The organism is Vreelandella zhuhanensis (assembly GCF_009793355.1).
In the GTDB taxonomy this organism is placed as follows: Bacteria; Pseudomonadota; Gammaproteobacteria; order Pseudomonadales; family Halomonadaceae; genus Vreelandella; species Vreelandella zhuhanensis.
In genome coordinates, this window is record NZ_WTKP01000003.1 from 131,269 (window position 1) to 150,534 (window position 19,266).

General features: G+C 57.2%; 23 protein-coding genes. 8 read left to right on the forward strand and 15 right to left on the reverse strand.

The features are described from left to right. Positions 1-60: 60 nt before the first annotated feature. Complete coding sequence (locus tag GPM19_RS04880) at positions 61-849, reverse strand: SDR family NAD(P)-dependent oxidoreductase (protein ID WP_160417770.1); 789 nt, start codon at positions 847-849, stop codon at positions 61-63. 272 nt (positions 850-1,121) lie between these two features. Here GPM19_RS04880 and GPM19_RS04885 point away from each other — a divergent pair, with 272 nt between their 5' ends. After that, positions 1,122-3,008, forward strand: coding sequence for a PHA/PHB synthase family protein (locus GPM19_RS04885; protein WP_160417771.1), 1,887 nt, complete (start codon positions 1,122-1,124; stop codon positions 3,006-3,008). Positions 3,009-3,110: 102 nt separating this feature from the next. Here GPM19_RS04885 and GPM19_RS04890 read toward each other — a convergent pair whose 3' ends face one another. The 6 genes from GPM19_RS04890 to GPM19_RS04915 all read right to left on the reverse strand — a co-directional run bounded on the left by GPM19_RS04890 (position 3,111) and on the right by GPM19_RS04915 (position 7,743). After that, on the reverse strand, positions 3,111-3,881 hold the full coding sequence (locus GPM19_RS04890) for a transporter substrate-binding domain-containing protein (RefSeq protein WP_160417772.1): 771 nt from the start codon (positions 3,879-3,881) through the stop codon (positions 3,111-3,113). Positions 3,882-4,006: 125 nt separating this feature from the next. Further along, on the reverse strand, positions 4,007-4,735 hold the full coding sequence (locus GPM19_RS04895; protein WP_160417773.1) for an ABC transporter permease: 729 nt from the start codon (positions 4,733-4,735) through the stop codon (positions 4,007-4,009). Between the two features lies 1 nt (position 4,736). Further along, entirely contained in the window at positions 4,737-5,438 is a 702-nt protein-coding gene (locus GPM19_RS04900) for an ABC transporter permease (protein WP_160417774.1), read from the reverse strand. 17 nt (positions 5,439-5,455) lie between these two features. Further along, positions 5,456-6,226 (reverse strand): ABC transporter ATP-binding protein, encoded by a 771-nt coding sequence (locus GPM19_RS04905; protein WP_160417775.1) that lies wholly within the window; start codon positions 6,224-6,226, stop codon positions 5,456-5,458. 89 nt (positions 6,227-6,315) lie between these two features. Then, positions 6,316-7,302 carry a succinylglutamate desuccinylase gene (locus tag GPM19_RS04910; protein WP_160417776.1) on the reverse strand — a complete coding sequence of 329 codons (987 nt, stop codon included), beginning with the start codon at positions 7,300-7,302 and terminating at the stop codon, positions 6,316-6,318. Next, positions 7,303-7,743 carry a hemerythrin domain-containing protein gene (locus GPM19_RS04915; RefSeq protein WP_160417777.1) on the reverse strand — a complete coding sequence of 147 codons (441 nt, stop codon included), beginning with the start codon at positions 7,741-7,743 and terminating at the stop codon, positions 7,303-7,305. Positions 7,744-7,995: 252 nt separating this feature from the next. On the opposite strand from GPM19_RS04915, the gene wrbA reads away from it, so the two are divergent. Both wrbA and GPM19_RS04925 read left to right on the forward strand, forming a co-directional pair. Beyond that, on the forward strand, positions 7,996-8,595 hold the full coding sequence (gene wrbA, locus GPM19_RS04920) for an NAD(P)H:quinone oxidoreductase (protein ID WP_160417778.1): 600 nt from the start codon (positions 7,996-7,998) through the stop codon (positions 8,593-8,595). Positions 8,596-8,895: 300 nt separating this feature from the next. After that, on the forward strand, positions 8,896-9,483 hold the full coding sequence (locus GPM19_RS04925; protein ID WP_160417779.1) for a rhodanese-like domain-containing protein: 588 nt from the start codon (positions 8,896-8,898) through the stop codon (positions 9,481-9,483). 288 nt (positions 9,484-9,771) lie between these two features. Here GPM19_RS04925 and GPM19_RS04930 read toward each other — a convergent pair whose 3' ends face one another. Next, positions 9,772-9,960 carry a hypothetical protein gene (locus GPM19_RS04930; protein ID WP_160417780.1) on the reverse strand — a complete coding sequence of 63 codons (189 nt, stop codon included), beginning with the start codon at positions 9,958-9,960 and terminating at the stop codon, positions 9,772-9,774. A gap of 27 nt (positions 9,961-9,987) precedes the next feature. Between GPM19_RS04930 and GPM19_RS15380 the strand changes: the two genes are divergently transcribed. After that, a complete protein-coding gene (locus tag GPM19_RS15380) occupies positions 9,988-10,131 on the forward strand; it encodes a hypothetical protein (RefSeq protein ID WP_227842163.1) in 144 nt (47 codons plus the stop codon). Next, positions 10,098-10,259, forward strand: coding sequence for a hypothetical protein (locus tag GPM19_RS15385; protein ID WP_319928093.1), 162 nt, complete (start codon positions 10,098-10,100; stop codon positions 10,257-10,259). The genes GPM19_RS15380 and GPM19_RS15385 overlap by 34 nt, the downstream gene beginning before the upstream one ends. Before the next feature lie 76 nt (positions 10,260-10,335). Here GPM19_RS15385 and GPM19_RS04940 read toward each other — a convergent pair whose 3' ends face one another. The 4 genes from GPM19_RS04940 to GPM19_RS04955 all read right to left on the reverse strand — a co-directional run bounded on the left by GPM19_RS04940 (position 10,336) and on the right by GPM19_RS04955 (position 13,315). Continuing rightward, a complete protein-coding gene (locus tag GPM19_RS04940; protein ID WP_160417781.1) occupies positions 10,336-11,409 on the reverse strand; it encodes a tartrate dehydrogenase in 1,074 nt (357 codons plus the stop codon). 73 nt (positions 11,410-11,482) lie between these two features. After that, positions 11,483-12,283, reverse strand: a complete 801-nt coding sequence (locus GPM19_RS04945; protein WP_160417782.1) for a DUF1338 domain-containing protein — start codon at positions 12,281-12,283, stop codon at positions 11,483-11,485. Positions 12,284-12,391: 108 nt separating this feature from the next. Beyond that, positions 12,392-12,940 (reverse strand): lipocalin family protein, encoded by a 549-nt coding sequence (locus GPM19_RS04950; RefSeq protein ID WP_160417783.1) that lies wholly within the window; start codon positions 12,938-12,940, stop codon positions 12,392-12,394. A 54-nt stretch (positions 12,941-12,994) separates the two neighbouring features. Next, positions 12,995-13,315 carry a hypothetical protein gene (locus GPM19_RS04955; RefSeq protein WP_160417784.1) on the reverse strand — a complete coding sequence of 107 codons (321 nt, stop codon included), beginning with the start codon at positions 13,313-13,315 and terminating at the stop codon, positions 12,995-12,997. A 287-nt stretch (positions 13,316-13,602) separates the two neighbouring features. On the opposite strand from GPM19_RS04955, the gene GPM19_RS04960 reads away from it, so the two are divergent. Continuing rightward, positions 13,603-14,904, forward strand: coding sequence for a glycosyltransferase (locus GPM19_RS04960; RefSeq protein WP_160417785.1), 1,302 nt, complete (start codon positions 13,603-13,605; stop codon positions 14,902-14,904). Positions 14,905-14,924: 20 nt separating this feature from the next. Here GPM19_RS04960 and GPM19_RS04965 read toward each other — a convergent pair whose 3' ends face one another. The 3 genes from GPM19_RS04965 to GPM19_RS04975 form a co-directional block, all read right to left on the reverse strand. Continuing rightward, positions 14,925-15,614, reverse strand: a complete 690-nt coding sequence (locus GPM19_RS04965; RefSeq protein WP_160417786.1) for a TVP38/TMEM64 family protein — start codon at positions 15,612-15,614, stop codon at positions 14,925-14,927. A 128-nt stretch (positions 15,615-15,742) separates the two neighbouring features. Continuing rightward, entirely contained in the window at positions 15,743-16,684 is a 942-nt protein-coding gene (locus GPM19_RS04970) for an ABC transporter substrate-binding protein (protein WP_160417787.1), read from the reverse strand. A gap of 37 nt (positions 16,685-16,721) precedes the next feature. After that, complete coding sequence (locus tag GPM19_RS04975; RefSeq protein WP_160417788.1) at positions 16,722-17,885, reverse strand: TauD/TfdA family dioxygenase; 1,164 nt, start codon at positions 17,883-17,885, stop codon at positions 16,722-16,724. A gap of 163 nt (positions 17,886-18,048) precedes the next feature. Here GPM19_RS04975 and GPM19_RS04980 point away from each other — a divergent pair, with 163 nt between their 5' ends. Both GPM19_RS04980 and GPM19_RS04985 read left to right on the forward strand, forming a co-directional pair. After that, entirely contained in the window at positions 18,049-18,915 is an 867-nt protein-coding gene (locus tag GPM19_RS04980) for a LysR substrate-binding domain-containing protein (protein ID WP_160417789.1), read from the forward strand. A gap of 44 nt (positions 18,916-18,959) precedes the next feature. Next, positions 18,960-19,256: an MGMT family protein gene (locus GPM19_RS04985; protein WP_160417790.1), complete on the forward strand. Its 297-nt coding sequence runs from the start codon at positions 18,960-18,962 to the stop codon at positions 19,254-19,256. The last annotated feature ends 10 nt before the right edge of the window (positions 19,257-19,266 follow it).

Here is a 19,266-nt window from a genome sequence, read left to right on the forward strand (position 1 = left end):
TTTCGTGACGCGCTCAACCGCAGGGTCTACAGCTGACCTTTCACCGCGATTGTTGGGCGGCTATCGAGACAGGTAGCCACCATCAATCAGCAGTTCGCTGCCGGTGACGAACTTGGACTCGTCTGACGCCAGGTACAGCGCGCCATAGGCGATATCGTCTGGTTCGCCCACATGGCCAATGGGGTGTAGCGCATCCAGTTGTTTACGAAATGCCTCGACCCCTTCCGGCGATTCCTTGCCCAAATTTTCCACCAATGGTGTCCAGATAAACCCTGGATGAATCGAATTGACGCGAATATTATCCTTGGCATAGAAGAGCGCATCGTTCTTGCTCATCACCCGTACCGCCCCCTTGGAGGCATGGTAGGGCGGAAGGTCGGCAGCCCCTACAATGCCGTAGATCGAAGACAGGTTGATGATGCTGCCTTGCCCGGCTTTCTGCATGAAAGGAATCGCGTGCTTGGTGCAGAAAAATACCCCGTTGACGTTGATCGCCATGAGGTTGTTCCACTCTTCAGCCGTTACCTCATGCGTCGGCTTGTTGGGTCCCGAGATCCCCGCATTGTTGACCAGAACATTGAGGCTGCCGAAGGTGTCGGCCACCTCAGAAAATACGTTTTTCACTTGTTCTTCGCTGGACGTATCGAGGTGCCAATACTCGGCGGTACCACCGGCGTTGTTGATCTCCTCAACGACTTTTTTACCTTCTTCATCCTGAATATCCGTGACCGCCACCTTGGCTCCCTCGCGTGCCAATAGCAGGGAAATAGCGCGGCCAATGCCAAATACGCCACCAGTGACCAAAACTACTTTATTTTCCACACGCTTATTCGAACTTGCGTTGCTCACGGTCTTCTCCTTTTTTCAGCAACGAAGCGAAAGGCTCCATTTTAAACTGTTTTTAAAGTTCTGCTTTTGTAACGCAGTGCTATGTATTGATGTGATTCAAGTCTAGTCCAAACCGTTGGTCTTACAAAAAATTGGTCTTACAAAATAAAGCGTCAGCCAGCCGTAGGCTCTGGACTCATGCGATACGGACTTTCCAATACGACGCTCTCAACTATGCTGGAGTATGCATTGCAGTTGTTGTGTGAATGAGACCCTGCTTGAGGGAGGAAAGGATGCAAGACACCAATGAAGGTAAAGGCACCCAGCGTGGGCCGAAACGTCGCGAAGAAACCGGTGCGTCTAAACGTCCCTTGGCGCCGCGGCCAGTGACATCGGAGCTGCCTCTCCGCAAGCGCCGCCATGCGGCCAGTGGCGGACAATGGGAGGCCAAGGGTGAAGGCGATATTTTTAGTGTCACCGACCGAACGGCACATGCCGCCCTCGGCCGAATGACGGGTGGGGTTTCGCCGGTGGCTCTCATGCAGTCCTTCAGCGATTGGGCCTGGCACTTGAGTCTCTCCCCGGGAAAACAGGCCCAGCTGGGTGTCAAAATGGCACGCAAAGCAGCCCGGCTATGGGGATTTTTACCTAGCGCTGTACAGGGCGAAGGATGCAAGCCTTGTATTGAACCCCTGCCCGAGGATGATCGATTCGAGAGTGAGGCGTGGCAGAAATGGCCCTACAATGTCATTTACCAATCATTTCTGTTAAATCAGCAATGGTGGTACAACGCCGCCGTGGATGTGGATGGCGTCACACCGCACCACGAGGATGTGGTGGAGTTCGTGTTTCGGCAAATCCTTGACGGACTTTCACCGAGCAACTCGCCATTGACCAACCCCGAAGTGACAAAGCGGGCTCTGGAAACCGGGGGCAGCAATTTCGTCAGTGGCTATTTGCATTTCCTGGAAGATGCGCGGCGCCTTTCGGCGGGTGAACGACCGGTCGGCGCCGAGAAATACCGTCCCGGCGAAACGGTAGCGGTGACGCCGGGCAAGGTTATCTACCGCAACCGCTTGATGGAGCTGATTCAGTACAGCCCCACCACGGACAAGGTTCAAGCAGAGCCTTTGCTGATCATTCCTGCCTGGATCATGAAATACTACATCTTGGATCTTTCACCGGATAATTCCCTGGTGCGCTGGCTAGTGGGGGAGGGATACACGGTGTTCATGGTGTCATGGAAGAACCCCGATGCTGAAGATCGCGATATGGGGATGGAGGATTATCGCAGCCTCGGCGTGATGGAGGCCCTCGACGCCGTCAATGCCGTGGTTCCGAATCAGAAAGTTCATGCCGTGGGGTATTGTCTGGGAGGAACCTTGCTGTCGATTGCGGCCGCCGCCATGGCACGTAACAAGGACGATCGTCTGGCCTCGTTGAGCCTGCTTGCGTCAGAAACGGATTTCGAAGAGCCCGGCGAGCTGGAACTGTTCATCGACGAAAGTCAGGTGAGCTTTTTGCAGGACTTGATGTGGCAGCAGGGCTATCTGGACAAATGGCAGATGCGCGGTACCTTCGTGTTCCTGCGCTCAAATGACCTTATCTGGTCCGCTTGGGTGAAGTCTTACTTGATGGGAGAGCAGCTGCCGATGTTCGATCTGATGGCCTGGAGTACCGATGCCACTCGCATGACCTACCGCATGCATTCGGAATATCTGGAACGGCTGTATCTCGAAAATGCACTGGCTGAAGGCAACTACTGGGTAGACAACCACCCGGTGTTGTTAAGCGATATTCAGGTACCGCTTTTCTCGGTGGCCACTCGCACCGACCATATAGCCCCTTGGCGCTCCGTCTATACTATTCATTTACTGGCAGACACGGACATTACCTTTATCTTGACCAGTGGCGGGCATAATGCCGGCGTCGTCAGTGAGCCGGGAAAAACCCATCGTGTCTATCAAATTGCCGATACGCCTAGCGATGCATCTTACGTGGATCCCAACACCTGGCGAGAATTTGTTCCAGAGCGCCGAGGTTCCTGGTGGCCTGAATGGAAAGCCTGGTTGAGGGAACGTTCCAGTGGTGAAACCACGTCGCCACCCTCCATGGGGGCGCCGAAATTTGGCTATCAACCAATGGACGATGCTCCGGGGCGGTACGTGCTGCAGGAGTGAGCGCTTTGGAATATCTCGAACAGCCCGCTTCAAAACTTGGCTGAAGCGGGCTGTTGTATGGCAGAACAAGTACGAAATAGCTAATTTGAAGGGGCTAGGCGCTTATTCTTCCTCACCGAAATATTTCTGGTGGATTTCGTCGTAGGTGCCGTCTTGCTGCACCTCGTCCAGGGCTTCGTTGAAACGCTCGGCCAAGGCTTCATCGCGCTGACGGAAGGCGATGCCGAAACCGTCACCGAAGTACTCCTTGGGTTCGGTGATCTTTTCGCCGACCACTTGATAGTCACGGTTCTCGCTATCGATCAAGGTGGCTTTTCCTACGGGGTAGTCCAGAAAGACGATATCCAGGCGCTCGGCTTCCATATCCAGCACCATATCATCAGCGGTGGAGTAGCGGTTGATATCGGCCACGTTGCCATACATGTCAGTGACGTAATTGTCCTGCAGGGTGCCGCGTTGCACGCCGATGGTCTTGCCTTCGAGGCTTTCCTTGGTGGTTTCTTCCAGTTCGCTGGTTGCCGGAGCGAACCAGGCGGAAGGCGGCGTGAAGTAAGGGTCGGAAAACAGCACGGTCTGGCGGCGTTGATCATTGATGGTCATCGACGACATGATAGCGTCGTAGTTACGCGCCAATAACCCGGGAACGATGCCATCCCACTCCTGCTCGATCCATTCGCAGGTCACCCCGACCCGCTCGCAAAGCTCGTTACCCAGGTCGATGTCGAACCCGGTCAGCTCACCCTCGGGAGTACGGTATTCCATCGGCTCGTAGGGAACATCGACGCCGATACGTACATGATCATAATCGCGTGCCTGAGCGGTGGTGGCGGCAATTGCCAGGCCGAGTAGAGAAACGGTCAACAACTTCTTCATTATTTGACTCCTGTCGAGAGAGGTTCACCTGATGGTGATCAGCATTAACCTAACCCAGGATGCGAGCGAGGCAAAGTATTTGGTTAACGCGGAACCAACGTTTGTTTGAGCCAGGCGCGCTCGGCTCAGCTGAGTGGCCTGAGGTGTGCCAGCAATTTTTTCTCCAGAAAGCGAAAAAAATACAGGATCGCGAAGGTCAGGCACAGGTAAATTGCCGCCACGAACAGGAAGGCTTCGAAAGGCGCGTAATACCGTGCATAGACGAAACGGGCCGCCCCGGTCAGGTCCATCAGGGTGACCACACTGGCGATGGCGCTGGCGTGCAGCATGAAGATCACTTCGTTGCCATAGGCAGGCAGCGCCCGCCGAAAAGCGCTGGGGAGAATTATGCGGCGCATCATCAGATTCTGTGACATGCCATAGGCGCGCGCGGCTTCAATCTCGCCGCGGGCGGTAGCCTTGATGGCGCCGTGAAAAATTTCCGTGGTGTAGGCCGCCGTGTTCAAGGTGAAGGCAATCAGTGCGGGATAGAAGGCTTCACGCAGCAACGGCCAAAGAAAAGATTCCTGAATACCGTCGACGAATACCACGCCGTAATAAATGATATACAGCTGAATCAGCAGCGGTGTGCCGCGAAACACATAGGTGTAAAGATAAATCGGCAGACGAATCCATTGATGCTTCGAGCCGCGTAGTACCGCCAGTGGCACCGCCATTACCAGGCCTATTACCAGGGATAGAAATACCAGCTGGGTGGTGGTTACCAGGCCTTCCCAATAATAGCCCAGGGTTTGGGCGGTAAAGATTAGGTTGCCGGCTAGAATATCGTTGAACCAGGTGGAAATGTCCAGCATGTCAGTGCCCTCCGAAGCCGATGTTGTAGCGCTTTTGTAGCCGCGCGAAGATCCATTCGGAGACGCTTGCAATCACCAGGTAGGCCGCGGCCACCGGCAGCAGAAAAACAAACGGTTCATGGGTGGCGCGTGATGCTTCTGCAGCTACTCGCACCATATCGGTCAAACCGATGACCGAGACCAGAGCGGTGGTCTTTAGCAGCACCATCCAATTGTTGGAAAGCCCGGGAAGGGCGTGGCGCATCATTTGCGGAAAGCGAATGCGGCGAAACAGCAGCCAGTTATTCATGCCATAGGCACGGCCAGCTTCTATCTGGCCGTTATCCACCGCCATGAAGGCGCCCCGAAAGGTTTCTCCCATGTAGGCGCCGAAGATGAAACCAATGGTGAGCACCCCGGCGGCAAAGGCGTTGAAACTGATGTAATAATCTATCCCAAAATTATCGTAGAGCATGTCACTGATGACATTGACCCCCATCTGGCCGCCGAAAAATAACAACATCATCAGCACAAGGTCCGGTACACCCCGAATCAGTGTGGTGTAAACGGTGGCGGTTGCATGGACCAACCGGTTGCGGGACATCTTGGCGCTGGCGGTAACAAGCCCCAATACCAGTGCCAGCGCCAGTGACAACAGCGCCAGCTGGATAGTGACCCCGGCACCTTCGAGCAGGCGGGGGCCGTAACCTTGCAGGTCGAGCATGCTAAGCCTCGCAGGAGTCAGTATTTAGGTGCCAGAAATTGTTTCAGGCGCGGGGATTGAGGGTTATTGAGTACTTCCTTGGGATGGCCGGCTTCTTCGACGAGCCCCTGGTGCAGGTAAATCACCTGGCTGGATACATCGCGAGCAAACCCCATCTCATGGGTGACCACCACCATGGTGCGGCCTTCATCGGCAAGGTCGCGCATGACTTTGAGCACATCCCCGACCAGTTCCGGATCAAGGGCCGAGGTAGGCTCATCAAATAGCATCACTTCGGGATTCATCGCCAAGGCGCGGGCGATGGCACCGCGTTGTTGCTGCCCACCTGACATTTGGGCAGGGTAGGCATCGGCACGCGCAGTCAACCCGACACGTTCGAGCAGGGCGCGAGCGTGCTCGATAGCCTCTTTTTTAGGTTGGCCTAACACATGAACCGGAGCTTCTATGATGTTTTCCAGAAGCGTCATATGAGCCCAGAGATTGAAGCTTTGAAATACCATGGAAAGCTTGGCACGCATGCGTACCACTTGTTTCCAGTCCGCTGGTTCGCGGCCGTAACGCGTCTGCTTGAAGCGAATTTCTTCTCCGTGAAGCAGCAGGTCGCCTTCATCAGGTTGTTCCAATAAATTCATGCAACGCAGAAAAGTGCTCTTGCCTGATCCCGAGGCTCCGATCAAGGTGATGACATCACCTTTATGGGCTTTCAGTGAGAGACCCTTGAGCACCTCTGTCTCGCCGAAGCGCTTCTTGATGTTGCGCACTTCAAGGGGAATAGGCGTAGCGGCCATGACATAGGCTCCAATACGGGTGGTTGGCGCGAAAAGGAGGCGATTCTAACAGCCATGGCGTCAGAGAGGCGTCAACGGTAGCATTTTGATTATTCGACTTTAGTGGTAGACGTTGCCAGCAGTGCCGCGCGTTCGCCAAGCGCCACTCGAGCGTTGGGAAATACCACATGGAGCGGTGCTCCCTCCACACGAAACTCACCTGTCGCACTATCCCAAGCCAGACAGGCACCTGGTGGAAACGCCGTAAAGTTGGGAATAGCCTCGGAAAAACACAGCTGAAAGTCCACTGAATGGCGCCTTATCTCGTGGGTCACCTGGAAGAACGCCATGCTCTGGGGGTCTGCGGTGGCGGGCGGCTCCCCTTTTACCAAGGCCTTTAATAGCCCAAGGAAGGGCTGGAGAGACTGGAGGTCATTGTCGCCGAAGGGCGCAACACGGCCGAGTTCAAGAGTAAACGATTGGGCGCCGTGGTAGTGTCGCGAATAATGAGAAAACGTCCAGCTGGGCTGATGTTGACGCAAGACGGCCTGGATGTCGGCCGCGGCCAGCCATTGCCATTGCTCAGGCTGAGTAGGCGTTTCGGCAAACGGTTCAACCACAAAGCGCGGGTAACGGCTCTCACGAATGGCGGTATGCAGATCATAGTGCAGGGCAGGAAAACCGACATGTGATTGATAGAATGTATCCACGGCCGCCATGAGTTCCCGAGCGCGGTTGGGTTCCTCCCCAACATCTTCAAGACCGCGTTTAAAAAGACGGTTGAGGTTAGTGGTAATAAAGCGTTCGTTGTTCACCAGCGCTGTCAGGTTGCCCAGAATGATCAGTACCGGCGCCCCTAGAGAAAGTGTGCCGGCCTCAAGCCCTGCCAGCAATTCGCCGACAAGCTCCACCGGGGCGGTTTCATTGCCGTGAATGGCGGCGGAAATGATACAGGCGTGTGCGTCAGGGCGTGGTTGAGTAGGGATAAGTTCCAGAATGCCCGGGGCAGGGGAGTAATAACGCCCCAAGGGCAAGTTGCCGCTCAAGACGCTGGTCTCATCGCCACCCAAGGCTGCATCCAGCCAATCGTTTAACATTCAGGCATCTCGTTGTCGCTGCATTTCTTGCTGGTATTCGTCGGCCAGCGCTGTTTTTTGGTCGTCGGCAATGCCACGCCCGGCTAGCTGGAATGCTTCCTGTTCTTCCTCATCGAGATGATGAGTCACCAGATGCTGAAGCTGCTTGGCGTGGGTCAACCAGCTGGTGGCGCTGTAGTCAGTCTCATCCAGGCATTCGAGCAATTCATCGATTTCGTGATGCTCGGCGATGCTGTGACGGGCCTTTTCCTGAGTCAAGTCAACTTCCAGCATGGGTATGTAAAGCGCCCGCTCTTCGGCTGCGGCGTGGGAGTGCAGCTCTGTGCGTATTCTTTTATAAAGCGTATCGCGTTCCTCGCTGGCACCCTGAGTGGCAACCAGCTGGCTGAGCAAGTCTCGCTGAATCTCGTGGTCTTGGCGTAGCGCTTCGAAAATCGTCATGACTGTGCCTCCCATTGAATCAACGTTCTCTATTAATAGCGACAAGGAAGAAAGAGCGCAAGCCGGGCACATATCACTGGCTGGGCGAGTTCTATCGAGAAAATCGCATCAAGGCATCGAAAACCTTCGCTTTTTTCAGCCGTTAACTCGTCTATCTTGAAAGCTGGTGTTTTGGCCATTTGCCTATGAGCACCCTCTGATATCCACAACAGCTATCTATCACAGCTTTCCATTACAGCAAGGAGTCAGTTCATGACTAAGGTTCTGGTACTTTACTATTCCATGTACGGGCATATCGACACCATGGCAAAGGCCGTAGCGGAAGGCGCCAAGGCCGTCGAGGGAGTGGAAGTGACGCTCAAGCGTGTACCGGAAACCATGGACCCTCAGGCTTACGAGAAGGCCGGCGGCAAACAGGACTTTGATACTCAGGAAGCCACCCCTGCGGAACTGGCCGACTTTGACGCCATCATCGTGGGAACGCCCACGCGCTTTGGCAACATGACCGGACAGATGCGCACCTTTTTCGATCAGACCGGCGGGCTGTGGTTCAGCGGTGCACTGCGCGGCAAGGTGGCCAGTGTCTTCACGTCCACCGGTACCGGAGGTGGAGAGGAGATGACCATTACCTCCACCTGGACGACGCTGGCCCACCACGGCATGGTGATCGTGCCGATCGGTTATGGTATCGAGGAGCAGTTCGATATTTCCCAGGCCAGTGGCGGAACGCCCTATGGAGCCTCCACCATGGCCGGCGCCGACGGCTCGCGCCAGCCCGATGAACGCGAGCTCAAGATCGCCCGTTTTCAGGGCGAATATGTGGCAGGCATTGCCGCAAAGCTTGCAGGCTGATGCCGACCTGCCGGGCGGGCCCATCCTGTCAATGACCGTAGCCACGCAGGTCCCGATCCGCTGGGCCATCATGAAGGCTGCCACCAGTGCCAAGGGCGCCAGGATGCCGGTGAGCATGGGGTAGCGCCGATAGGGCACCGTGTCTCGATTGAGCTCCTTGGTCCGTCAAGTTGACTTGCATTTGACTTGTATCAAGGTGCTCCCAGATGACCCGGGCAGACAATACGACAATACGACAATACGACAATGCACTAAGCTCTAGGTGTTGTGAAAAAAGTTATTCTCTTAGAGGTTTAAGTTATGAAAATGACGCATTCATTGGCGGGTTCTTTGCTGGCGGCAACGCTCTTTTCCGGCCCTGCCTTGGCTGAGGAAGACGTCCCCGCCTACCGGGAGACGCAACTGGGACTCTACGTCACGGCGAGCGAGGCCTATGAACTGATGCAGGACAAGGAGCGAGCCGTCCTGATCGACGTGCGCGATCCCATCGAGATCAAGTTCACCGGCTTCGCCGAGCCCACTGATATCCATGTGCCTTGGGTGCTGGCCGACCGGAGAAACTTCGATGAGGAAGCGAAGACCTGGCCAATGGTCAGGAATGTCGATTTCGAGACCCAGGTGCGCGACGAACTGGAAGCCTTGAACGTGGCCGAGGACGACCCGATCATCGTCATGTGCCGCTCCGGCGCCACTCGCAGCGCCCCGGGCGCCGACATTATCACTGAGATGGGCTTCAGCCAGGTCTATTCGATGACCGATGGTTTCGAGGGTGGCAAGCTCGAGGAGGGCGACTCCAAAGGCGTGCGTGCGGTCAACGGCTGGCGCAATTCCGGCCTGCCCTGGAGCTACGAGATCGACCCCGACGTCGCCTGGCGCGCGGCTGAGTGAACGCCATCAGGAGGCCTTAGCCGCCGCTGGCTACCGGCTTGTTGGGTCTGCTTTGTCGCCAACTCGGGTTTCAGGGCCTGATGGTTAGAGATGGTGACGCCTTGTCGCTTGGCAAATTGGGAAAGACTGACTTCCGTCCAGGCGCTGGCGAGCCTCAGGAATGTTGGCGCTGATGTATCTTGTGCTGGTATTGCCGGCGCTGGCCAGCACCGCAGACCACCATGAATTCGAGACACTGCAGGGGCCTTTCGAGAGGGGTGAGGAAGTCACCAAGGCTTGCTTGAGCTGTCATACCGAGGCAGCACAGGAGGTGATGCAGCGGTGGACGGCGGAGACTTTCGCTGCAGCACCTGTCATCAGACCGAGAATCATGCGGTGCCCGGTAGCCGCATTCAGGTTTCGGCGGTGGACCACAATCGGGCGATCCGCCGAGGTGAGGACACCGATCGAAACCCGGCCACCTGCCAGGCGTGCCATGGCAATGCGCCTCACGAGGAGGGCGCAATGGCTTCGCGCCTCAACGAGCATACCCGGGCGCTGGCCTGCCAGACCTGCCACATTCCCACCTTCGCTCGCGGTGGGGTGCCTACCAAGATGGGCTGGGACTGGAGCAGGTGGCCGGGCTGCACGCCCTGGGCGCCTTCCTGATGCTCGCCTTCGTGATCATCCACGCCTACCTGGCCACCGTGGGCCACACGCCCACAGCGCATATCAAGGCGATGATCACCGGCTGGGAGGATGTACATGACAAGGAGGTGATCAAGCGCAGATCCTGAAAGTGAGAGACGTGAGTGGAACGACGACGGCCACCACCAAGGTGGTGGCCGTCGCGCCATGACAAGGTAAGCCCGCTCAGGCAGTGATGTGCTCGGCGATGGCGCGTCCCAGGCTCTGGGTGGTGCCTTTACCGCCTATGTCGGGCGTCAATAGCTGGGCGTCCCCGCTTTCCAGTACCGCTTCGATAGCCTTTACCAGCGTATCGGCGGCCTCCTGATGACCTAGGTGCTCAAGCATCATCGCCCCCGACCAGATTTGACCAATGGGGTTGGCAATGCCCTTGCCGGCGATATCCGGGGCGCTGCCGTGAACCGGCTCGAACAGGCTGGGGAAATTGCCTTCCGGATTGATATTAGCCGAGGGAGCGATGCCGATGGTACCGGTACAGGCGGGGCCGAGATCCGAGAGAATATCGCCGAACAGGTTGCTGCCCACCACCACATCGAACCAGTCCGGGTGAAGCACGAAGTTGGCAGTGAGAATGTCGATATGGAACTTGTCCACAGCGATTTCCGGATAGCCCGCGGCCATCGCCTCCACGCGTTCATCCCAGTAGGGCATGGTAATCGAGATGCCGTTGGATTTGGTGGCCGAGGTGAGCTTCTTTCGAGGGCGGGTGGCCGCCAGTTCAAACGCGTACTTGAGCACGCGGTCCACGCCCGTGCGCGTCATGATCGTATCCTGAATCACTACCTCGCGTTCGGTACCCTCGAACATCTTGCCGCCCACGCTCGAGTATTCACCTTCGGTGTTTTCGCGTACCACGTAAAAGTCGATATCGCCCGGCTTACGTCCGGCCAGCGGGCCCTTGATGCCAGGCATCAGCTTGCAGGGGCGCAAGTTGATGTACTGGTCGAAGCGCCGACGGAACTGTAAAAGCGAGCCCCATAGCGAGATGTGATCGGGTACTTTTTCCGGCCAGCCCACGGCCCCGTAGAACAACGCATCGAAGTCCTTGAGCTGCTCGAACCAGTCGTCCGGCAGCATCTTGCCGTGTTCGAGATAATAGTCGCAGCTGCCGAAGTCGAATGTCTGAAACTCAAGCGCAATATCGAAGCGTTCGGCGACTGCTTTCAATGCGCGCAGCCCTTCGGGGATGACTTCGGTACCGATGCCGTCACCGGCGATCACAGCAATACGGTGACTCATAGAGGGGCACTCCTTAAACTGGCACCCAGGCCAGCCGTTATATTAAGTTCGCTGAAGGCCATGAATCGAGGAGTCATGACATTTTGGTGGAATCGAATATCTTGTCGGCGCTAGCGGCGACAAAACCTTGAAACAGCGTGCCATCCGCTTTTGGATAACGCTTGGCGAATTCGTAGTAGCAGGTGGCGATTTCTTCTACCTGGCCGTCGGCAAAGGTGAACGGCTGACGGTCGGCAAGTGTCGATCCCTGCTCCAGTAACGCCTCGGGTGACCCCTTGACCCGGCCCCCGGATTCGTTGATTTTCAACCCCAGCGATTCGACCTTTTCGAGCAGCTTTTCCACGCTGTCGTAATGCGTTAGATGATTGACGCTGATGGTGAAGTGATTGGCCCTTAGCCCGATGATCGAAAGCCAAGCCGCGTATTCGCTCTCTCCCATCAAGAGGCGGTATTCATCGAAAGTGGGCGCTTCCCATAGGCGACCGCTCCACAGAATCTCGGGCGTGTTGACTGAATCCGGATCGACCTGCGCCACTAGGCGGTCGATGACTGCTTGAGACTCCAGAGAAAGTTCATCGCACTTCAATTCGGAAAGAAATACCCTCGGCTGGTCCTGCTGGGGTGGAAGGTAGCCCCAGGCACGCAAGTACTTGGCTTCGAAATCATAAGGCTCAAGCGGCGTATACCCCAGTGCCAACAGATGAGGTTCGAGAGCCGCCAAGGTGATCGGGCCGCGGTCGAAGGTGCGAAAGGCCACGTGATCGTTGACGATGGTTTCACCGTCTTCGATCAAGGCGTCATGGATACGCTTGGCCTGGGGCGTCATGGCGGTGTAGTCGTGCCAGAGGTGCTGGAAAAACTCATCGATAGTCATAAAAAAATAATCCTTGAGGTATCCGGTCTAGTCGAGTCGTTTCGGGTCTTGGCTGTCTGGCTACCGCTTAGCTTGTTCTATAGGAAGCTTGTTCAGCGAAAGAACACGTCAGGCGGCGGAGGCTGGAGGATTTGGGCATGCATTGCCTTGCTCCACCTCGATCAAGTCGTCTATCGGAAAGTCCAGCTCGGCGGCACGTTGTCGCAATCGCTGCTCGACTTGGGGGTCGAGTTGCGGAGTCCGCGAGAGTATCCACAGGTAATCGCGATTGGGTCCGGCCACCAATGCCCAGTCGTAGTCTTCATCCAGTTCAAGAATATTGTACCCACCATAGAAAGGGCCGAAGAAACTGACTTTCAACCTTCCAACGGTCTTGTCTTCTATGAAATAGGCCCGTCCTTCCGCTTCGTTCCAAGTACCCTCCTCCAGATTGTAGCCACGATTGATGACGCGCACCCCCTCGTCATCGCGCAGGCTGTAATCTGCAGTAACGCAATCCAGCCCCCGCTCGAAGGAATGATCCAGGCGGGCGATCTCGTACCATTGGCCAAGATAGCGCTCGAGCTCAAAGCCAGTGACCGCCTCGGTGCCCTTGGGGATGCCGGTACATCCGGAGAGCGTCACCCCGGCGATACTTGCGTATAACAATTTGCGCATTAGCTGGTCTCCTGACTCAAAAAATTAACGAAGGTGATGAATGACGGCGTAGGGTCAGTCGCGGGTCTCGCGTAACAGAAAGCTCAAGGGGTGCAGGTAGAGATAGGCGATTACCGCCACCCAGAATGCGCAGGTAGCGAGCACCACCCAGCCGAAAAACGAATCCACGTAGGCCAATTGCGAGTCGACCAGTAAAGGAAGCCACCAGAAGGCGGAGGCGCCCACCAGCAGTGAGGCGATAATCGCGCCATAACAGCGATAAACCAGAAATTGGTAGCCATGAATATAGGCGGCCAAGTGCAGTCCCAGTAGAATAATCAGCGCAATCGCAAGCGGCCATACATAGGGCTGAAACGTATCAATAAGAGAGTTCAAAAAATAAAGGTTCATCGATTTACGCGGGATACTCCCGGCTTTTAGCCGGGCAGGGGTAGCGCAATGTACGTCAGTACGCCTTGGCTACCGCCTTTCCCACGCCTCCTTGTGTGTTTTGAGTGGCGGATGTCAGGGAATGGTGGTGGGTGTCGATGTCTTTGATTCTTTTATCGCCTATCTTGAATATGGTAATCAGGATAGTCACCCTTCATCGTCGGGCACGCAAGTGTTGGGCGATAAGGGTGGGAAAAAGCGACAACCAGGGAGCCAATCGTTTGAACATACTCATGTTTACCAATACATATTGTCCAATCGTGGGTGGCGTCAGTGAGTCGGTCAAGCGGCTTAAATCTCGCCTTCAGGCGCTGGGGCATCAAGTATTGGTGGTGGCGCCCAAGATGACAGGGCAGCCGAGGCATGAATCCGATGTGATTCGAGTGGCAGCGGTTCAGCATTTCAACGGCAGTGATTTTTCACTGCCGGTTCCGATTCCCGGCCAGCTTTACGAGGCGATAGAAGCGTTCGCCCCCGATATCGTGCATTCCCATCATCCCTTCCTGTTGGGTGATACTGCGGCGCGAACTGCCGAGACCTACGGCTTACCCTTGGTATTCACTCATCATACGCTTTACGAACACTATACCCATTACGTGCCTGGGGATTCACCGCGCATGCAACGCTTCGCTGTGGCGTTATCCACGGAATACACCCACCTATGCGATGCGGTTATCGCACCCAGCGAGAGTATCAGGGATTTATTACACAGGCGTGGGGCAAACCCGGCGGTGCATGTGGTGCCCAGTGGCGTCGATACGCAGCGCTTCTTGCAGGGAGATGGCGCCGGGTTTCGCCGACGATACAAGATTCCAGCAAAGGCTTATGTGGTCGGGCATGTGGGCAGGCTGGCGAACGAAAAAAACCTGCCTTTTCTGACCGAGGCCATTGTGCAATTGCTGCGCAAGCAGCCGGAAACCCACTTTCTTGTGGTGGGGGAAGGCGATGCACGCCTGGCCATGCAGCGTGCGGCCACCGAGGCTTCAGTGGTCGAACGCTTTCATTTCACCGGTAAGTTGCATGGCCAAGCCCTGATCGATGCCTACCATGGTATGGATGTATTCGCTTTCGCCTCGCATAGCGAAACCCAGGGAATGGTGCTGGTAGAGGCGATGGCTGCCGGGTTGCCGGTCGCTGCGATCGATGCACCCGGCGTACGTGAAGTGGTGGAACAAGGCCGAAACGGTTGGCTTCTACCCAGTGACGACGCAGGCGCTCTGTGTGAAGTGCTCGCCGGCATGAGCGAAAAGGCTTCGTGTGAAATGTTGCGCCAGGGCGCGCTGAATACCGCACGAGGTTTTGATGAAGCCTGCTGTGCGGCGCGCTGTCTGGACGTCTACCGAGAGGTGATCGCTACGGAGAACACCACCCATCAGCATGTCGATACTGATGCCTGGGGGCGGGTGCGGGGCCGGTTGGAAGCGGAGTGGCAACTGCTTTGCCACCGCGGGCGAGTACTGCGCCTGGTGTTTCAGGACAAGCCCGAAAGCGACCTGCTGGCGCCTTCCAAAACGCCGGAAACCTTTCGCAAGTAGTCGGCTGGCCTCCATCCATCTCAATGACGCAATCGCCGTTGACGACGACGAGCGGCGTAACGGTTCAGGCCCCACATCGCCACCACGGCCAGCGCCAGACCGCCCACGGCAAGCCCCAGTTCGAAACGGTTTTCAGCGGTAAGAAGCGCTTCAAGCTGGCTACTCAGTAGCATGAGAACTGCCAGGCCCGGCACAATGCCCAGGGTAGAACCGATCATGTAGGCGCGAAATTTCAGGTGAAAGGCGCCGGCCATCATGTTGGTCAGGGTAAAAGGCGCCAACGGCAAGAGGTTTATCACGATCATGGTGCGAATGCCGCGCCGCGATAAATAGCGTGACATACCCCGTAAATGGCGGCCGCCGTAATGCAGCAAGGCGTCGCGCCCTAGCCAACGGCCTACCCAGTAGGAAGCCGCCGAGGACGCCAGCGTACCCAGCAGAGCGTAGCCGAACCCCCAGGTCGGACCAAAAAGCAAGCCGGTGCCCACCACCAGCAAGCTGAGTGGCAGCATGATCAGCAAGGCAGCGGCATAGATGAGCATGACCACCAGAAACATCCAGGGTGCATTGCGCCAGCGAGAAAGCTGACTGGCAAGCTCTGCCAAATATTGGGCGGTGAGAAAATCATGACGACTCAGCCACTGCCACATAACCCCCAGCAGTAGAAGCGCCAGCCCTCCAATGATTACCTTGATTAATCTGCCTTGCATGAAAATGACGCCTATACGCGCAGCCGAAGCCATCAGGATACGCTAACGTATCCTGAGCTGAACTTTTCCTCAATAGTTGGGGTGCTTGGCCTCAGGGACTGGGTTTGACAGCGGGGTTAATCAGTTTATCAGTCAGTGAACGTCGCCTGAATCACCGGCCAGGCGGGCCGGCCGTCACGGCTGGTGACGCCGTCGAGCATCGCTTCGACCTGGTCGAGATTGCCGCGAATCCATTCGTTGGCCACGGTGTCTGAATCTCGCTCCTCCTGGCCGAACTGCTCAATCATCCAGCTTTGCTCTTCGGCCGTGAACGCGAAGCCTTCAAAAAATGCTTCCAGGTTCGGGTGCTCATCGGCGAACTCGCTGCGCATTACCGTCAGGACGTCGCTCTCGCCGTTGTTCTCGCCGAACAGGTCTTTCGGATCGTCCAGATAGCGCATGGGTAGTTCAAGGTTCATCCAGTGTGGTGTCCAGCCGACCCAGACGATCGGTTCTTTGCGTGAAATCGCATCTTGCGCGGCGGACAGCATGCCGACCTCGCTGGTATCGACGAGGCTCCAATCGCCCAGGCCCCAGACGTCGTTGTCGATAGCATCGTGTAAAATCTCGCTGGCGGCGGAGCCTGCACCAAAGCCGTGAATCTGGCCGTCAAAAAGGCCTCGGTTGGCATCCAGGTCGGCGAAGCTTTGCACGCCCGCCTCGTAGGTATATGCCGGTACCGCGAGGGTCATCTGAGCGCCCTCTACATTATGCCCCGCATCGCGGATGACCCCGGATTCCTGGCGCGGATAAAACATCTCGCGCTGAGCGGGCAGCCAGGCGCCCAGGAAAACGTCGATGTCGCCGCTTTCCATGCCTTGATAGATCACCTGCAGGCCAATCTCATGCAGGCGTGTGTCGTAGCCCAAGGGAGTCAACAGCTGTTCGGCAATGGCGGTCTTGACGGTAATGCCGGGCCAGGCCGGTACGCCGAAATCAAGGGTGGCATCGTCGCCGTAAGCGCTGGTCGTGCTCAAGCCAGCGGCACTCAGCGCTACGGCTAAAGTGGTTTTCGTCAGGGAATGTTGCATGTGTCTCTCCTTGCGTCGTCGTTATAATGGGGCGCGATCAATGAAGTTGGCGAGCGAGCACCCGTAACCGTGACTCAAGCATGTCGCGGTCGAGGTAGGTGCCCTGCAGATGGCGCTGGCCACTGTTGGGGTCGAAGGCACGCCGGCCGTGGAGCACGCGGCGGTTGTCGAAGGCGATCATTTGCCCGGGCTCCAGGGTGAACTCCAGCTGGTGCTCATCGCTGTGGAACAGCTCCCAGAGCGTGCGATAAGCGCGGTACCAGGCGTCCATTTGCTCGGCCGGCAGATGCAGGGTATCGCGAATCCAGTTGTTGAAGCGCAGCTCGCGCAGGCTGCCGTCGGCGTTGAGGTCAATCAGCGGGGCGCGCATGGCGATATCGTGGGCCTCGTCCTGAAAACGAAAGTCGATCGGCGTTTCGCTCAGGGTTCGCAGCGCGCTCGGGTCCTGCGCGCGCAAGGCTTCGACCACGCGAACGCCGTCGGCAAACAGCGATTCGCCGCCGCTTGCGCCGTTTTGCAGGCAGTAGAGCAGCTGAATATCTGGCGGATGATGCCAATTGGGCAAATCAATGTGCAGCGCCAAGCCCACCGCCGTATAAGCGGCGTTGTTGGGATTGGGTTTGGAACGTACATCAAAGCGGTCACCGAAATTGGTGGCACGTTGGGGGCCGATTTTTTCCGCCAGGCGGCTCACTTCTTCCTCTACCAGCGGCCCGTCGGTGAGCAGCGCCAAGCCGTCACGCAGTATCGCAGTGAGCCAGGCTTGTTCGCCTTTCTCGGTCAGAAAAGCCGCATGCTCGATGCGTTCAGGCGTAAAGTGGTCGCGCCAGGCGCTAGCTTCAGGCAGCACGTTCGGCAGAGCGACTTCCGGACGGCGTTGGTGAAGCCAGCCGCCATGAAAGGCGCTGCGATGGCCGTCGGCCCAGGTTAACCGCAAATGGCCGTTGATCACGTTCATTTCAGGGGCGACCGCAATCGGTACCAGCGGGATATACAGTCGCTCGCGGGTTTGCGGATGGCGGCACTCGGCGCAGGCGCAATGGTCGCGCAGCCATAGCCAGGGGAGCTGTGTGGTATCGCCGTTTTGCCACTTAAGCTGGATGCTGCCTGTGTCGGGTGTCGCTGAGGCCAGACGGGGGCCGTCGGCATAGGGAAATAGCTCCTGCATGTCAGGAGCGCCAGGTGTCGCCACGCTGTTCATTGTTGCTCTCCGAGAGAGATCGATCCCGAAGGAGCAATCCCGAAAAGGTCGGTTAAGTTGGCACGGCGCCGTAGTGTGATGACTAGGATGCGGATTGACAGAGGTGGTGACAAACAATCAATCTGGCAGCTAAGGCCGAGCTCAGCTTATAGGTAACTTTTTCATGAACAGTCTTCCGCCCTTGATATGGCTACAGGCGTTTGAGGCGGCGGCGCGAACGTTGAGCTTTACCACCGCTGGACACGAGCTTGGCGTGACACAAGCGGCCATTAGCCAGCGTATCCGATTGCTGGAGGATCGCCTGGGACAAAAGCTGTTCGTTCGTCATCCCCGGAGCCTGTCGTTAACCCCTGCCGGCCAGGCGTGGCTACCGAGCATTCACGATGCCTTTGCGCGGCTGCAGGAAGGCACCTCGGAAGTGTTCGGACATACCAGCGGACAGCCGGTGACGCTACGCGCGACGCCGGTGATCCAACAGGCGTGGTTGGCGCCACGTCTGGTGGTCTTTCATCGCCAGGCGCCACAGGTGGCGATTCGCACCGTCAGCGCGATCTGGCCGGATGATTTTGGCCCGGAAGGCGCGGACATCGAGATTCGCTACGGTCGTGGCGACTGGTCGGGGGTGGAGATGTGCTCGCTAGGGGCAGAGTCGCTATTGCCTGTCTGCTCGCCGGCACTTGCCAAGACGTTACCCAAACCGGAAGCCTTGGCGGGGCATACGCTGATTCACGCGGTGGGGTTTGGCAGCGGCTGGGCTGCGTGGCTTGCGCAAGCGGGAGTGGCTGAGGTAGAACAGCATTGTTTTGCGCTGACCTGCGACAATCAGGTGATGACACTGGCTCTCGCGGCGCAGGGCGGCGGTGTCGCGTTAACGCACCGACGGCTTTTGCAGCAGCGTGCTGACTTGGTCGCGCCGTTCGATTTGCCGCTGCCCAGCGACGAGGGCTTCTGGCTGGTGCGCCCCAGCCGCCGTCACGTGAGCGACGAGGCGCAGCAGCTATGGCAGTGGCTGTGCCATGATCTGTCGTGACTTGTCATACGAGAGGCAACGCACGGAACGCGAGGAGAGCAACGATGTCGCGTCCTGACCTGCTTGAGCAGATTTATACGATTGTCGATCAGATTCCAGCGGGACGGGTGACGACCTACGGGCGCATTGCGGCAATGACCGAGGGCGCCACACCGCGAATGGTGGGAACGGCGATGCGTAAACTACCCGAAGGAAATACGCTGCCATGGCATCGCGTGGTATCGGCGACACGCCGCGTGGCGGATCATGGCGGCGCGCAACGTCAGATGGAAAAACTGCGCGAGGAGGGCATTGTGGTCGATGCTCATCGCCGCATCCCCACGCATCTATTCTGGCCTTAGGTGATGGCTT